General features: G+C 45.1%; 8 protein-coding genes and 1 tRNA gene. 4 read left to right on the top strand and 5 right to left on the bottom strand.

Translation table 11 applies throughout. The features are described 5' to 3' along the window. The first annotated feature begins 196 nt into the window (after window positions 1-196). Window positions 197-272 (top strand) — tRNA-Arg (locus LU351_RS06230). A gap of 156 nt (window positions 273-428) precedes the next feature. Here the strand turns inward: LU351_RS06230 and LU351_RS06225 are convergent. The 3 genes from LU351_RS06225 to LU351_RS06215 are packed head-to-tail and all read right to left on the bottom strand — an operon-like array spanning window position 429 to window position 2,525. Further along, entirely contained in the window at window positions 429-1,115 is a 687-nt protein-coding gene (locus tag LU351_RS06225; RefSeq protein ID WP_232593197.1) for a hypothetical protein, read from the bottom strand. Beyond that, complete coding sequence (locus LU351_RS06220) at window positions 1,090-1,470, bottom strand: hypothetical protein (RefSeq protein WP_232593196.1); 381 nt, start codon at window positions 1,468-1,470, stop codon at window positions 1,090-1,092. The genes LU351_RS06225 and LU351_RS06220 overlap by 26 nt, the downstream gene beginning before the upstream one ends. A gap of 59 nt (window positions 1,471-1,529) precedes the next feature. Beyond that, window positions 1,530-2,525 carry a transposase gene (locus LU351_RS06215; protein ID WP_232593195.1) on the bottom strand — a complete coding sequence of 332 codons (996 nt, stop codon included), beginning with the start codon at window positions 2,523-2,525 and terminating at the stop codon, window positions 1,530-1,532. A 215-nt stretch (window positions 2,526-2,740) separates the two neighbouring features. On the opposite strand from LU351_RS06215, the gene LU351_RS06210 reads away from it, so the two are divergent. The 3 genes from LU351_RS06210 to LU351_RS06200 all read left to right on the top strand — a co-directional run bounded on the left by LU351_RS06210 (window position 2,741) and on the right by LU351_RS06200 (window position 4,422). Continuing rightward, window positions 2,741-3,118 carry a helix-turn-helix domain-containing protein gene (locus tag LU351_RS06210; RefSeq protein WP_232593194.1) on the top strand — a complete coding sequence of 126 codons (378 nt, stop codon included), beginning with the start codon at window positions 2,741-2,743 and terminating at the stop codon, window positions 3,116-3,118. Window positions 3,119-3,196: 78 nt separating this feature from the next. After that, the gene (locus tag LU351_RS06205) at window positions 3,197-3,436 is read left to right on the top strand and encodes a SymE family type I addiction module toxin (RefSeq protein WP_232593193.1); all 240 of its coding nucleotides are present in this window, start codon (window positions 3,197-3,199) and stop codon (window positions 3,434-3,436) included. A gap of 71 nt (window positions 3,437-3,507) precedes the next feature. Next, window positions 3,508-4,422, top strand: a complete 915-nt coding sequence (locus tag LU351_RS06200) for an ADP-ribosylglycohydrolase family protein (RefSeq protein WP_232593192.1) — start codon at window positions 3,508-3,510, stop codon at window positions 4,420-4,422. Window positions 4,423-4,752: 330 nt separating this feature from the next. Here LU351_RS06200 and LU351_RS06195 read toward each other — a convergent pair whose 3' ends face one another. Further along, complete coding sequence (locus LU351_RS06195) at window positions 4,753-15,738, bottom strand: RHS repeat-associated core domain-containing protein (protein WP_232593191.1); 10,986 nt, start codon at window positions 15,736-15,738, stop codon at window positions 4,753-4,755. Further along, window positions 15,738-16,850, bottom strand: a complete 1,113-nt coding sequence (locus tag LU351_RS06190) for a PQQ-binding-like beta-propeller repeat protein (RefSeq protein WP_232593190.1) — start codon at window positions 16,848-16,850, stop codon at window positions 15,738-15,740. Before LU351_RS06190 ends, LU351_RS06195 begins: the two co-directional genes overlap by 1 nt. Between the last annotated feature and the right edge of the window lie 9 nt (window positions 16,851-16,859).

The following is a 16,859-nucleotide window of genomic DNA, read 5'->3' as shown; positions in this document are numbered from 1 at the left end:
ATTCTTTGTATCTCTGGGGTCGGTCACATGGAGGGTAATTTTGGATAAATTCACAGCTAATCACATTTTAGGGTATCAAGATGCTGAAAATTTAGTGCATTTGGTTATTTATTACTAGGGAGCCCTGCATCAAACACTAAAAAGCCAGGAGAAGTTTTGTTATTTTATGCCGTAGTTGGTTATAATTGGCTTTCTACTCCCCATAGTTCAACAGGATAGAACGAGGGCCTCCTAAGCCCTAGATCCAGGTTCGAGCCCTGGTGGGGAGGCCAAGTGCTCATACCTCCCCTTCTCCCTTCCTACCTAAGCTCCTGTTTTTAAAGGGCTTTTAAAAAAATGACTTATATCTTTTCACCTGTACCTCCCTCGTTTTCCATGAAGAAGTCGTCCCTTTTTTAGTGTCCTTCCCAAAAACGCCCTGCACAGCATTAAATATTAAATTTAGCCAAATGTAGATGGGTAATTATTTGCCTACGCTCTTTTCCATCATTACTCCCGCTGGTGTATCGATAATTTTTCTTAGCCACCGCCGAGCCAACCGCACCACCTTCACGCAAAGCTTGATGCAAATCGGGTTTAGGTATTTTTGGATTTTTGCTGTTACTCATTATCCAAAAATCAACCTCTCCAACCACACCGAAATATTTTGCCGCTTCTTGAATGGCCAAACTAACACCGGTATACAAACTTTTGTTTGCCTGGATTAAAGCAGCCGTTTCCATCAAATGTTCTCCCTCCATATTCAAATTTTTAGTGTATATATTTCGCATAAATGCTTGCGGAGATACTTTGTACCATTTCGCAGCGACAGTAACTGCTGCAACAATATCAAGGTAATTAGTTGAATCAACTCCAAAGACCCAAACCTCTCCCTCTATAATTGCTGCAAAATTTGTTTTAGAATTGATTTCACATTCGAAGGGAGAAGCACCTACAGAGGCATATTTTTTAGACCACACCTCTATAGAATCAAAACAAGTTCTCAATACTTTTTCGCGCTCTTTTCTACCACCAAAAACCAACGACACATCCATTTTAAATTTTGGACTTCCTTCTGCCATTGAGGTCGCCACTGTTTCAAAAAGCATACTATTTGCCTTCTTCTTTTTTTCCAAAAACCCACTCTACCTCATTATTTTCTTCATCTTCAAAATCCATGGCTTGGGAAGAAATAAACAAAGCAAATGAAGGAGTCCCTGTCTGTTTTACTTGCTCAACAGCATCCTTTATATCTTGATATTGATCAGATTCGCTCCAATCATCTTCAACATAAGGCACACACCCAATCACTTCCAGCAACTCCATATCATGATCGCGCAGTAAATGCGGAATACTTTTCTCCGCCGAAGCTGAATCATGTGAAATCAAAATACAATCAGAGTAATAGTAATCAGATCCATCTACATCTGCCATTGAGTTCTCTAACGGCATAGACTTAGTTGAAATAATCCATAAATTTTTATTATCCATAAACATTCCTCTAAAAATAATTATTTCAATCTAACTTTAAGAATTGGTGTTAGATCACATTACTCCATTAACTCACTGCAAGCAGACAAACCCGATATTCTTTTCATCCCCAAAGATTGACAAGCTTTTTTCAAACTATATACACTCCCCACCAAACCTTTAAATCGACTCTCAAAATGTTGGGTCATATACAACCAATGCTTTATATCAATTCCCAAGCGATTTAGAATTAATGGCAGCTTCGAATCAATCGCCCCAGGCTTATCGCTTCTTAAATGCCTACCCGTCCAATCCACCAGCTCCAAATACTCCGTCAGTTTAAACGGCAAGCCTTCCGGCATCGGTTCTCGTGGATTACCAACAAAAGGCATTAAGGTATTCGGTTGCTGATATTTATGATTAGGAGACGTCGCCGCTTTTGCTTTTTCACAGCGGGATTTTACGGAGGTATACTCTGAAGTTTCGGGTGTTTCTGCCATTGCAGCACGAATCGGATTTAAATCCACATAAGCCATGCACGCTGCTAGGGCTTTCTCATCCAGGAGCGCTTGAGATTTAAATCGTCCTTCCCAAAAACGCCCTGTACACTGATCTTCTTCGTTGGCTTTGCGAGCAATAAATTCGTTGGTACAGCGAATAAACCAGCTAATATCCATTAAACGCTTGCGCCACACCGCTACCAGCTCACTAACCGCATCGTATTCAGCAGGCTCCAACTTCTCTTTTCGTGCGAATTTTTGGGTTAACAGCGTGCCCTTAAACAACTGTTGCCAACGTTCTGCCACCTCAAGCTCGCTCCAATTTTCCGCCTGAGCTTTATTCACATGCAACACCACATGATAGTGATTACTCATCACAGCATAGGCGGCAATATCAATGGCAAATACCGTTTGCAGCTCTAATAAGCGATCTTCAATCCACCCACGACGATGCTCAAAAGACTGCCCCGTCTGTCGATCCTCACCACACAAAAATGCACGGCGTACACAGCGAGTAACACAGTGGTAATAGGGTGTTGATTCCAACGAGATTTGTTGCTTTCTGGCTTTTGTCATGAGTTTTTATCAGATCTGAATAGTGATGATTGCATTTTGAACAACTGATTAGATTTTGTCAAATTATCTTGGGTGTCCTTTTAATTTTGTGTCCTCATCAGCCAGTCGTGCCATGGTGATTCCCCCAAAAACCTGTCAATACGCATTTACGCTAATATGTTATTAGCATATACTGTAATTATCAACTATCCAATATGCAAAGGGGGTTTATAGTCATGTTTCCATCCACTATTGAGCTACTGACTATGAGCTTTTCTGATCGCCTAACGGCCTTACGTAAAGACCGAGGACTGACGCAACAAGCGCTGGCCGATGCCGTTCAAGTGCATCTCACTCAGATCAACCGTTATGAAGGTGGTGACAGCCAACCCACACTAGAAGTCATTCGGAAGTTAGCTATTACGCTAGGGGTTAGTGCAGATATGCTAATTTTTGATGAGGGTGAACGCGGCCCTGATGACAGCCTACGTTTTCAATTTGAGACCGTTAGTAAATTCGAGGAAGAGGATAAGAAGGTTGCTCAGGCTGTGCTTGAAGGGCTGATCTTGAAGTATCAGGCTAAACAATCACAACTACGTGAAGGTACAAAGTAACGTTAAACCAAAGGCGCTGACTGAATGGGGTGCAACCCAAACAGCCAGCTAATCACAAACGATATGAGACTATCGATTATGACTACAAACCATGATACACAAGCTTCACGCTTGGCTAAAACTAAAAACCAACAACGGCAGCTAAAAGTCAGAGAGGCTTACCACTCCTACCAGCTTAGCCAGAGTTGCCGCCAACGCACACCCATCGGTGAGATTCACCTTAAAGGCCATTGGTTAATCAAAGCAGGATTTGAGATTGATTCGCCTGTGAAGGTCAGGGTTATGGAGGGGTGTTTGGTGCTCACCAACGAACAGTAAAAACTAAAAAGCCCTAGTTTTGAAATTAGGGCTTTAAATCTCTTTCTTTTTTATTTTTCCAGGGTTTTAAAATGATTAATTTGGATAAATACAAGGGGTGTTTCTTAGGTCTAGCTATCGGAGATGCACTCGGAGCACCTTACGAAGGAGGCCCATTAGAGAGATTGCTCTGGAAAGCCATAGGTAAAACGCGGGATGGAAAGCTCAGATACACCGACGACACTCAAATGGCTATCGACTTAGCAGAGTCATTCCTTCATAACGACGCAATAAACCAAGACCATTTAGCACACACATTCTCACAGAGCTATCAGTGGTCAAGAGGATATGGCCCTTCTACTTCACATCTGTTAAGGCTCATTAAAAAGGGAAAGAACTGGAGAGAAGTAAACAAAAAGAAATTTAAAACAGGATCATTTGGGAATGGCGCAGCAATGAGAGCCCCTATATTAGCCATGTGCTTCCCTTCTAACACCCAAGCATTGATAGACAACGTTAATAAAAGCGCTGAAATTACTCATGCCCATCCTTTAGGTATTGAAGGCGCCAAGCTTATAGCACTGGCAACTCAAGCGGCATTTCAAGGCTTGAGCAGTGAGGCAATCCTGAAGGAACTACACCATCAATGCCAATCAACAATCTACAAGGATAAAATTACTTTTTGCACTGAGGCCGTAAGACAGTCAGACATAAAACTCAAAGAGATAAAAAGAAAACTAGGCAATGGAATAGCGGCCCCACAATCATGCGTTACCGCCATTTATTTTTCTTTAAAGTTCCGAGACCAAACATTTGATTCAATGCTTAGCCAAATATTCTCACTTGGTGGAGACGTTGACACTATTAGCTCAATGGCCTGTGCAATCTGGGGAGCATTTCACGGCATTAAGCACATAAACAACTCGAACATTACAAATATCGAAAACAGTAAAAAAATAATCACTCTTGCAGAACTTTTATTCCGAAAGTCGCAAGCTTCACTATAAATCACCTATTGCAGCTATGAATCAAACCGACTCCGAAACACCTTTAAGAAACCCTGCATAAAAAAGTAGGACAACAATATCAATACGAACCCTATACCAAATAGGGTAAACCCTGAAAAGCCTAATATTGATAATGAATCATGGAAAAAGGATAAAATCGAAACAATCAGAAGAAGCAAGATTTCAACAGGGGCTAAAGACACCCCTGTATTTTTTCTTGATTCTTTGTTCCATAAAAAAGTAATTTCTATTGGTATCCAAAGATTCCAGAGTAATTTCAAAACCAATAAAGACACACACAAATAAAAAAAGATAACCATATCATCACTACTATTTAAGCTGTCTCTGCCCGAAAAACCCTCTAAAGAAATTCCGGCCTGTAGGCCATCCTACACTTGAACGCGGAACTGTACCCGTAATGGAATTTGAGAAAGGGTTGCGGCTATAACCACGCCAAATAATTTGACCACCCCTTGATTGAGGGCCCCAAAGGAAAGTTCTGGCATAATTCCACCGAGTTGCACCACCAACCATAACCCAACGTCCTGCGGCCAAATCTGCTGTTTGTCCCGCGCCTGCCCATGAAGTGACAGTCACCGTAGACCCACGTAATAACTGCAAACCTCGCGCAATTGGGGCAAGACAAGCCAAAACACATGCCTCACCCGCGACACCTGTCGCTAACGGATTAACCAACAATCCTGTTCTATGATCGAACTGATATGCTGTTGTCCCATCTGCACTAACCAACGCCTCATTACCATTTCCATAAACCTGTAGATCAACGGTAACGGCTTCGCCATTTTCATTTAGGTAAGTTCCTGGAACCGGAGAGTATCCACCAATATCAGGATCAGCTCCCTTTTGTGCATCAGGCTCAGCAGGATGATTCAGTTGATTAAAAATAAATCCAAATGCCGACGTCACCGCGCCATTGGCAAACTTACCTCCGGTTATTTCACTGGCAGTCCCACCAGCGATAACACTAACTGCAAACTGGGCCCCTGTAGACCAATTGTTAACTTCCGCTGTTGCTCCTGCTGCGAACCCTACTCCCGCCGCCGCGAACCCATGACCAAATTTACCACCTTGCAATTCAGCCATGACTCCACCAACCACGCCATGAGCTACACCTTGCGCAAACAAGCCTTTGGCCCCCCAAAGAGTGCGGGTTGAATCTACAGCACCAAAATACTCTCCCACAGCATTAAAGGCGGCAGAAGAAATATAAGATATAGCTCCACTCCTAAATGCTTGGTTAAAACTTCTCGTTGCAAAAAATGACTGATCAAAAGAAAAGTGTGCTGATGCAAGTTGCCCAAAATAGGGAATAAAATTTAAACCCACCTGAATGACACTGGCAAGTCCAGGCGAATGATTTGCTAAATACTTATGAAGAGCCCAACGGCCTGTCATTCTCATTTGTGCCTTATAAAGGCCCTTAAAACTAAAATATCCTGAAGGATCCGTAGCGTTCAATGGATTATTATGAACATAGGCATACCGATTAAAGCCCTGAGTATTCGTTGCACCATCTACATGAGGATCTGCCTGTAAAAAACGCCCTAAGCGCGCATCGTAAATACGACCATTCATGTGAACCACCCCAACCTCATCCAACATTTCGTGGCCGGTAAAGCCTTTCGTAGTATTGGAATGGTCAAAGTTGGATAACTCACTAAAACCAAAGTTATCCCAGTCGGTAACATTTCGGCGCTGCCCCCACACATCAAAACTCATGCGCTGGGCCACAGAAATATCACCCACCATATTGGTGATAACATCGGTAGAACCTAGGTGATCTTTCAGCATCACTTGGGCGGTTTCTTGGGTGTAACCTTCACTACCACCCACCGTCAGTGTTATCAAACTCGCACCGATATAACGTTTCATTTCCGTGGTGCCGTGCTTGTCGCCACCTTGGTAAGAAATGCGTTCTACATTGCCCAAGTAGAGTGTGGTGGTGGTTTCCCCATTACCCGAATCCACTCGGCGGTAACGACTGCGGCTTGGGCCATAATCAAACGTCACCGTGTGGTTGCCTTTGGTAATTCGATTGGGTTTATCAAACGTGGTGTAGGCAAACGTACGTCCACCCCACTCACCCGAAGCGGTTTCTCGAATGAGATTGCCGTTGGCATCGTAGAAATACTGCACGCCATCACTGGTTGCACAGACTGCATGAGGGCCGGCATTTTGATTGGCATTGCACTCGCTGCCGTACTGATAAGTACCCACACCGGATTTAGAACGAATATTGCCAAAGGCATCGTAAGACAAGGTTTGTGAAGTACCGTTATTCAGTGCGGCCTCTTCGATTCGATTGAGAGCATCGTATTCGAAGTCTTCACGCAGCCCTTGAACATGGTCGTGACGGTATTCAAGGTTGCCCACATCGTCCCAGTCGTAACTGAGCGATTGCACCTCGTCGCCCAAGGCCGTAGTGGTGCGCAATGCCCTTAAGCGCCCCGTTTCATCATCGTAAACCCGCGTTGAGGTTAAGCCATTTTCATACAAAATAGAGGTAGCGTTACCGCGAAGATCCATTGCCTGTACGGTTTGGAAAGTGCGTTTGGCAGCACGATCCAGCTCCATGGCATCCACCACCTGCCATAAATAACCGTGGTTGTTATACACATTACGAACGCCGGTGTATTCCCACTCAGAATCTGCAATTTCAGTGCTGGCCGCATCAAAGGTTTTCCAAACACGGCCAATGGCATCGTACGCAGTAAAGCTTTTAAAGACTTCTGTATTGTCTGAATTATTAACCTCAGGAATAAAGGTGTGGCTTTCCACCGCTCGGCCTAAGTCATCGTAAAAATAGGCTTCGCGGTAGCCATCAGACTGAATAACCTGCTCTAGCGCGCCACGACCATTGCGACCGCTGCCTTTTTGAGCATTGTTGTAAACCCATTGAGAATGGCTCTCCAACTCTGAGGAGCCCGCATTATTTATGTAATCCCAGCGATGAACTTCTCGGCCCAACTCATCGTAAGCCATAATGACTTTTTGGCCTTTGGCGTCCATCTGTTCGCGCAACTCACCTAAGGCATTAAACGTGTATCGCCACTCCCCCTTATCTGGGTCGTTCATGTACATTTTGCGACCCACTAAATCATACTCAATGGTTACCGTACTTTCCCCTGCCGCACTGCGGGTAACGGTATCTTCTAAATTCCCTTGAGCGTCATAGTGGTACTCAATGGTACTTTCGGTATCGGCATCACTGCCGGCACCCAACCCGTTGGTGATTTTCACCAACTCACCCATGGCATTGTTTTCATTACGTTTTTGCTGGCCCAGAGGGTTTGTCTCGATCACACTGAAGCGATCGTAGCGAGTTAATATGGGCTCATGAATACCCGGCGCCTCAGCACGAATAACACGACCCTGCTCATCATAAGTCACACGACTCCACAGCAAATCGGAATCTGATGTACCTGGAGCAAAAGGTTCAGAGGTTTTCAATACGCGGTTCAAAGCATCGTATTGCGTGTCCACAAAAGACCAGCGCCCATTAAAGCGCTTTGAGGCTTGACGAACACTACGGCCCAAAGTATCCAAACACTCGAAAGATTGACCTCCACCCGCTTGCCATTGCTGGGTAATCAACGCACCGCCATTCGGGCAATCGGCGCCAATCGGGCGATGCAATGTAACGCTGTAAGCACCATTGGAGGAGTAATTCAAATAGGGCACGCCCATTGGCGTAAAGAGAGTTTGGCTAACCACACCATTAACATCTTCAACAACTGAAGGCTGACCAAACGGGTTGCGAGAGAGAACGGTTTCAGTCACTTGCCCTAGAGCATTGGTCGTTTGATTGGCATAACGACCCCGCTCATCAAACGTGGTTGTGGATGATCGAGAAAGGTCTCCGAGATGGCTATTCCCCTCAACCTCAGAAACCGCCACTTCTGCGCCGGAAACTGTGGTCGCTCGCTTGTTCCCGAAATCATCGTATTGGTATTCCGTGCGAACCCTAAACTCGGATAAATCCGGCTCAATAATTTCGGCTTTCATTAATCCCGCTTCATGACCGGCATCATAATACTCAAAAGCCGAAACACGAGTGGCAGTATCATTACCGGTCAGGGTTTGTCTTTCATGACGAACCTCAACACGACTTAGTCGACCTAATTGACGATAAGAACTCAGGGTGTGATGAGCATTGTCAAAAGACAAGGATTTCGAATCGTATTCACTGCGAGTAACTTGAGTAAACGATTCCCCATTGCCCACTGTGGTTACGGTGACAAGACCTGCATTGCCATGCTCATCGGGCTCACCGGTAATCGTGGTAACGGTCGCCAGTGGCGCCCCACCTCCTTGCTTGGCTTCTTCTAAGTCAAAATTGGTCTCGACACTTTCTGCCAAATACATATGCAAAGCGCCCAATGCTGCCGTACCTTCATTGGCGGCGACATTACGATTATGGCCATTGTCACTTTCACTCCACCCACGTAATTTCCATACATTGGTTGAAGCACTAATAGGCTTGTATCCTCCATCTGTAGGCACTTCAACTAATGTAGATAGTGGGTACCCGATAAATGGAAAATCCTGACGATAACGTGTTGTCGTCCGAACCTTCGTTTGCTCATCAATTGAGGTCAAACTATCGAACCCAAGCAAACCCCGCCCAGAAGCCTGAACACGCAGGGTTCCGTATTCATACGACACCGCACTCATAGCATCAATATCAACTTCATCTTCATCATTGACTGCCGGAGCGCTGGATTCCACCTTGACCACGACATTCATTGGGCTAATCACGTCAAAGACTGGGCGGTATTTACCCAAAGTATGGGGGTCAACTTTAGACGTGTGCTCCTCGATGGCAGCGGAATAAGGTAAATTGTCACGCAAGCTTTGGTAATACTCATTGGTTTTTTCAGGCACAGATACTTCACCCTTTAAATCCACCAGTGAGCCATAATGAATTTTCGTGGTCGCACCAAAACCATTGGTTACCGTGTCGATCACATCCATTACTTCGCCATCAAACTCGGCGTGGAAAACAGATAAAGACGTTCGATTTCTTCCACCACTGATACGACTTCTGCGTGCGAGAATATCCAAACGACCATCAGCAGTAATATCCATCAACGTATGCTGAACCGAATCACCTGTAAGTGAGCGGCCTAGGTAATAACTTTCTGTAAAACCACGGCCCAACCAACGTCGAAGATAAATATCAGGGCTGCTTTCATCTTCACTTACCGTAATCAAATCCGCTTTACCGTCCGAGTTAAAGTCGGCAAGTTGAATGCTATCGTCTTCGTGGTAAACCCCAATAACGGTTTCCTCATCAAAGCCGTTACCATTATTTAATCGATAGGTATACAAATCTTGCTTGTTACGATCAAAGTCAGGGGCGCCTAAGGATTCCGGGACATCTTGAGGCATATCATATTTGAGGAGAGCATCCGATAGGCCGTCTCCATTAAAATCCACCACCTGTACAGATTGCTCTAGGGTAACATGACGACGGTAATCGGATTCTTGATAACGAAACTCTTGGTCATTATCCAGACTATTACCCTGCATATATTCCATCAATTTAGCAATGACGGTTATTTTGTCATCAACAACGGTCGCAGCATAAAATCGCGTAAGCTGACCTACATTTCCAAAAAATGTATTCGTCCCAGATACCGCAGCGGTATGCATAACAATGAAGTCCATGACTCCATCGCCATTAAAATCCCCTGCGCCGCCCGGAGCAATATAAGTGCTTTGAGCCTCTAGAGAATAATAATCCCCATTCTCCTCAGATAATTCAGCAATATAACCATCCCAAGGCTCAAGCTCAGGCTGAATAAACGGTATTTCATCACCGTAACGATAGTAATTTGCATCAGAGTCTGAGGCGTTTGGGTTTCTCTCTAATAATCGATAACCACTCAAACTCACCGCATCAGAAAGGCCGTCGCCATTCACATCGATAAAATTCGTGGTTTCATCTTCCACATTAATAATGATGGCTCTTGAATCCGTTGGTTCACCTCTCTTATCCAGCACTCCCTCTGGCAAGCCCCACTGATCCCCCTGAGGCTCAGAAATTAAAACTTTCCAATGCGTCCCGCGCTCACCGTCAGCACGTTCAAAAAAGGCAATATCACTGCGGCCATCCGCGTTAATGTCGATTGGCTGAACTCGTCTAGAAAGCCAACCATTACTTCTAATTCGGATGTGATGTTTATCATCAAAATTGAAGCCGCCTTTTCCACCGTACACGTAACTGATGTACTGCCGGCCTATGGTTTTCTTACCATCCTCCCTTCGGGATTCAACCCAAACATAATCTGAATAAGCATCGCCATTAATGTCTGCCATAAACTGGCTAGAAACAGATTGCCTTTCATGAGAATCCGCTACTTCGTAGGAGCGATCAAAAGCGAAATCATTGCTGTAATTATTTTTCCAGCCAAACACTAAAGGTTTTAATAGCGTGCCGTCTGCACCCTCTTCTTGAATACTTTCCAGTTTATTAATGTGATTGAAACTGGTCGAAAAAGGGATGTAATTTAAATGGTACTTACGCAGTGTTTGCCCAATTTCATTATTGATGACTTCAATAGACTTAAGCAGGTGATTGGTTTCAAAAGTATATCCACCCACCGCTCCAACAATCGGGTCTTTACGATCACCTTCATAATTAAATTGAGTGGAGGCCGCTGGAGTAGAGCTATTACCGTAGGCATAATCAATACGGTCTATTCTGTGCCCCCCTACCGTTTTGTAAAAATAGTCAACGCCATTACCCACACTGTCTTCAAAGCGGCTTTGTGCCCACGTTAAAATATGGTCATCTTCGGTTTTAAGCTGTGAATTGTTCACCGAAGACAAATCACCATAAAAGGTTAATGAGCCATCTTTTTTCTCTGCCACGAAATAGTCGGGTGAACCTACATCACCACCATAAGAGGTAACGACAACTTGGCTATCCACTTCTGTTCGATAAACGGCATTTAGTGCACCGTACTCACCACTGACCACAACAAGACGCTGGCCATCCAAACAGTATCGGTCTCGTTCTGTCCAATTAATGGGGTAATTCGCATTGTCTTGCCCAAGGGTTTGACGACAGCGACTAATGGACGACAAACCAGAAATACTCCAACCTCGACCCACTAAACCATTACCAGACTGACTGGAATACCCCAGTGCAATTTGAGGCGCAACACCCGCAGTACCAGGTAGAGCGGCAATAGCAATGTTATACATCGCAGCGCCCGACTCACTGACTCTAAAACTGCCACTGGTCAGTTGTAATTGGTCACTTAATGCCAAATCATCTGTCGATAAACCCAACGAACTCAATGACGGCAACGAAGCCGGCTCTTGCGATTCCGTACTCACCTCACGATTACACACCTGTGCACACGGGTCTCTGCGACCAGAATACACCTCAACAAGCGACTCGCCGCTATTGGGTGAAATATCTTGACCGCTTTGGGTTTCAATATCCCCGAAATAAATAAGCTCCCAATAATCAGGCAACTGGTCTTGGTCGCAGTCCAATAAATACAACTCACGGCGCGTTAAGTCTTGCTCATTCACTTCGCAACTAAAGTTGAACGTGATGTTTTCGGGTGGGTAAAAGAAATCAAAGGCGTCTTCGAGTTCACGATCAAAAACCGCAAAATTGCTGGCTTGTGCAAATAGTGACGCAACGTGGGCACGGGTAAACTGCCCGCTATTTAAGCCCGACAATAACGCGTTGTAATTCTGGTTGTCACCATGGGTAAACGTCAGTTGGCGTGCATCGCCATTACTATTTGGCAAGGCATACGCAAACAGTGCATTCAAAAACTCTTCATGAGATAAACGGGCCAAACGGCGAGTAATATCGAGATTCGACGATAAAAATGCCTGTGACACCTCATCCAAATTGCCACGGTTAGACATAACGTACGTCCAGAACGTCATTACCGTACGATCCAGTGGGTTGTCTGCCTCTGCTTCATTAATGTGGTAATTTTTCAGCAATAAATAGTACAAACGACCTATTTGCGTAAAGTAATTAATGTACGCTGGGTCTGGTTGCCACTCATTGGGGTTACCGTTAGCGTCTACCCCGTCACCCAATAGGGTTCGGTTAAACGCATCGCTCCAAGTATAAAGCTGGCCACTTAATACACCACGACCAATGGCGTGCAAAGCACCTGTATTCGTGGTCACCAAGATCGTCTGGCCACTGTTGGCCAATTGTGGCGCACTTGTAATGGCATCGGTGGCATTGTAGGCCCAATCTAAAGTGCCGGTTTCAGTATCGGCTTTGTATAACAAACCATCCATATTGCCGAAATACACATTACCGTCACCATCCAATAAAGCAGATGCGACAATATCGGAGCCGGTTAACACTCGCCACACACTAAACCCACTGCTATTAATGGCATAAAAGGTATTATCACGAGAGCCAACAAAAACATTTCCGTTCACTCCGTCAATCACCGGCTTGGCCACGATGTTGCCATAGGTGGTAAATGGCCAGCCAACTAAATCCTCACCGGTTTGTGGGTCGAGTGCATAGAGGGAATTTCCTGCCCCCACATAAATGGCTTTAGGTGTGCCTAGAGCGTCGTAATACACCGACGATGCAGACGCGCTATATTCAACAAAGGTTTGCGATTGGGATGCTAATAACGGGTAACTGCCCGAAACACCATTTTCGGCGGTGACGGTCACTTTCACGCCCACACCACGATACGCACTGAATAAAGCGTCGCTCAACGGTAAGCCAGTAAATTCAAATTCGCCCGTATTATTTACCACGATATGGCGAACCCCTTGTTGGCCCGCTCGGTATTCTTCACGAATAGAAGCGTCACTCAGGGCTTCTATTGAAACCACTGAATTCGCCGGCAACCATAAACCCGATATCGATAGCGTTTGATTCGATTCCTCCACTTGACCGCTCAAGGGTTGCGGTGCAAATACTTCCACTATCACTTCGTTACTGAAAGCGGTGCAGTTATTGCCTTCGCAGACATTAAACCGATAAGCATATCGGCCAGGACGCTGAGACGAGAGAGTGTAACGATGGCTTGTTAAACGGCCATTGGGGTTGACCGACTCCCACGGCGTTTCACCGCCGGTTAAGCGGCGCTGTTGCAGCCCATAGGTTTGACCTGCAACTGACACGCTTCCCATGGTTAGCGTGTATTGCCCCATATTGTTGGGCGAATCTACCGACAATACTGGAACCAAATCGGTAGATTGCACATTCACCTGCACAATCTCAGATGCATTACCACAATAATTCCCAGAACCGGCGCCACGGGTAATTCGCCAACAGGCTTTTACCGCAAAATAATAAGTAACGTTTTCACGAGCGACAAAGGCATGTTCTAAACGCCCACCACGAGGGATCGACTGCCAAGCATCCTCATTAAATACCGGCTGCTCTGCGCCAAACGGCGTTTTTGTCCAATACAATACATAATCATCCCCCCCCTGGCTGTTCCAACGAACATTAAACAGGCTGGAAGTCGAATTAAATTCCGGTGCCGCACCGCTTAACGTATTTGGCCTTGAGGTGTGCTCAACTGCATTTAATTGATTGGGAGCTGCCGGTGGCTCACTGGGTTTCACATGCAGCGTTAACGCTTCTGTTAAAGCACTACCGCCATTGCTGTCATTGACTTTGATTTGAGGGTAAAAGCGAACGGTATTACTTGAACAACCTGGGTTATTGAGTTTTGCTTCCCAGCTAAATGTTTTATTAAAACGGGTGCCATTCGGCTGACCTTGCGAGGTATCCATTGCGCAGGGGAAATTAAGGTATTCGATATTATTGAGTGTGCCATCATGAGCCGTCACATTCGCTTTAATACGAACAGTATGATTTTCCTGTACATTTAACTGTGTACCGAGAGACTGACCTGCACCGTTCACAAAAACCAAACTGCTTGAGGGGTCTTTACCAACACGAACGCGCTGACCATAAGAATCCGTGGTAAAGCCTGAGCCATCTTTCACTGTGACGATCACTTTACAATTGACACAGGCTTCTGTGAAATTAAACCAAGTGTGTGTAAATTCACCGCTGGTATTGTAGCCCCCATTGGCATTAACGGTACCGGCTACCGTATCTGGGCCACGCACTGTAGAGCCATTGGCATCCACTAATTTAAACGTGACCGATTCAATTCCATCACCATCGTAAACATCAACGGTTACGGTGAGGTCAACAGGTTCAGGCTCTTTAGGAATAAACGTTAATATATCCCCAACACTGATGGGGATATATTGGGTATCGCCCGGCAATAAAATACGTTGGTTATCAGAAGGGGCACGGAAACTGATGGTGGGTTCACTATTGGCGTTGACGGTGACGTTCGTGGACGTAGGGCTAGAATTGCCTACAGCACTTCTTGCTTGAACTTGATAAAAGAATTGCTGACCTGAATTACCAATATCTTTGGTAATAGCTAACGTACCATTATCACCATTATTGTTATTGGAATAACGATAATTAGCCGTATCTCCCGAGAAGGCCGGCTTATAAGTAAAGCTATCGCCGCTGGTGGTGTGGGTACCAATGGTCTTCCACTCACCTTGTGTACCGATTTTTTCTTGTATTAAGAAAGTTTCAACTGGGCCACCGCTGGTGTTTTTACCCCACGTCAAAGTATAGGACGAGGTTTTATCAGCAACGTTGATATTTTGTGAAGATATAGCAGCCGTTGCGCTTGAAGGTGGCGGCACATGTCGATGCTCAATGTAATAGGACGCAATAGGCGCTGTTATATTAGAGTAGGAACCAGCACCTTGACATCCATACTCATCGCCTTCATCGCAGCTCTCCCAATAATCATTTCTTTCGGACCAAAAAATCTTAAGCTCTATCAGCTCATCTTCTATGCCTTCAAATGGAACAGTAAAACTAACGTCGATAGAGGGGATAGAATAACTACTCACCTCGGGGGCTTCAATTTTCTGACTTACCCAAAACGGCCTTGAAGAATCATTAACATGGTAAGCTCTAGCCTGAATCCAAGAATGAACACATTCTTCACCATCATCAGGTGAGTTTGTATTTTGCACTGCACAGGTCAGAGTTCTTGTTTGAAATTTAAACTCATCTGCGTATGAAAAACCATTGTTACCATTTGTAAAGCTCACATCTGTAAACGTCACCGATGGGTGAGGCTGTGCAAAAAGCGCGCATGAGAGAAAAAGAGAATGCAGTAAAAAAACGCGCTTAAAAGAGAAAAAAGATACCGCTTTATTCAACGTTTTCACCAATCCACTCACACCAGAACCCAATTTCATCCACTGTTTTATGCCGTTATTCTTCATTATTTTTCTCCCTCACCACCGAGCTTGCGACGCCATAATTCAAACTCCCTAGAGGGGGCATTATCCGTGGCTTTCTGGGATGGATTTTGATCTTTTGAGGAAGGAGAAACAGCCTCAATACGCTCTGCATGACGTACGCCATCAAAGCGCATACTGACGGGAATTAATGTCCCATCGCGGGTGCTTACATAAAGAATGTCATCCATTAATGTGGGAGCCGACACAATCGCATTACTTTGCTCACCCCATTGCTCTAATTGATATTCACGAGCATGAATTAAACGAACAACACTGCCACTCACCTGTAGCTGCAAACCATAAATGACACCATTAAAATCAGCGGCATAAACAATTTCGTGGCTTGCATCCCAGATGGGCTGGGCCAGTACCGCTCCACGGGTAGCATACTGTGCTTTGATACCACCGGTTTCAGTATCCAATACAAGTACTTTTCCCTTCGCCGAAGAGGGTGCAAAATCACTTCCTGAGTCACGCTCTGAATTTTCTGAAGCGCCATCACTCACACCAAGAATAAGATAGTCGCCTACCAATAATCCTTGTTGCATCACCACACCAATAGGATGTTTCCAAAGTAACTGGCCGTTCGCTGAAAACTTATAATAATTTCCGCTTAAATCCCCAAGGTAACTGCTGCCATCTTCCGCCGTCGTTAACGATGTAGAAACTCGACTTTGTAACGAATCAATAGATTGGCTAGTTGGCCATAATGCATGGGCATTACTGTCTGATACGGCCACTTTAATTTCCACAGCGCGAGAGGCTTGCCCTCCTTCACCGTAAGCCACCAACCAATATCGCTGCCCTACTCCGGGAGTAAAAGTGGTACTGCCCTCGCTGGACAAATCATCTTGCAGGGTTCCCCACGCATCATCCATTAATCGAATTCGCGTTGCCTTTTCCACCTGCCAACTCAACGTCACGGGCGTGTTTGGGCCTGCTAACGAAAACGAGCTTGCATTAAATGCGACAATTTCAGGTATCGTTTTTTCACTTTGAAAGACATCATTTTGTGACACCCCGTTCGCAAATGAACTCGCCACAGACACGATAGAAAAAACGACAGTACAACAAACCAATAAGCGATGAAGCATGGCTATCCC

The sequence above is a fragment of the Marinibactrum halimedae genome (assembly GCF_021234875.1).
Lineage (GTDB): Bacteria > Pseudomonadota > Gammaproteobacteria > Pseudomonadales > Cellvibrionaceae > Marinibactrum > Marinibactrum halimedae.
Note: the sequence above shows the minus strand (reverse complement) of the source record. Positions and strands in the feature narration are given on the sequence as shown.

What these genes read in the sequence shown, in the direction of transcription:
- LU351_RS06195 (WP_232593191.1), bottom strand. Translation starts at nt 15,738, where the DNA reads ATGAAGAATAACGGCATAAAACAGTGGATGAAATTGGGTTCTGGTGTG.
- LU351_RS06205 (WP_232593193.1), top strand. Translation starts at nt 3,197, where the DNA reads ATGACTACAAACCATGATACACAAGCTTCACGCTTGGCTAAAACTAAA.
- LU351_RS06200 (WP_232593192.1), top strand. Translation starts at nt 3,508, where the DNA reads ATGATTAATTTGGATAAATACAAGGGGTGTTTCTTAGGTCTAGCTATC.
- LU351_RS06220 (WP_232593196.1), bottom strand. Translation starts at nt 1,470, where the DNA reads ATGGATAATAAAAATTTATGGATTATTTCAACTAAGTCTATGCCGTTA.
- LU351_RS06190 (WP_232593190.1), bottom strand. Translation starts at nt 16,850, where the DNA reads ATGCTTCATCGCTTATTGGTTTGTTGTACTGTCGTTTTTTCTATCGTG.
- LU351_RS06210 (WP_232593194.1), top strand. Translation starts at nt 2,741, where the DNA reads ATGTTTCCATCCACTATTGAGCTACTGACTATGAGCTTTTCTGATCGC.
- LU351_RS06215 (WP_232593195.1), bottom strand. Translation starts at nt 2,525, where the DNA reads ATGACAAAAGCCAGAAAGCAACAAATCTCGTTGGAATCAACACCCTAT.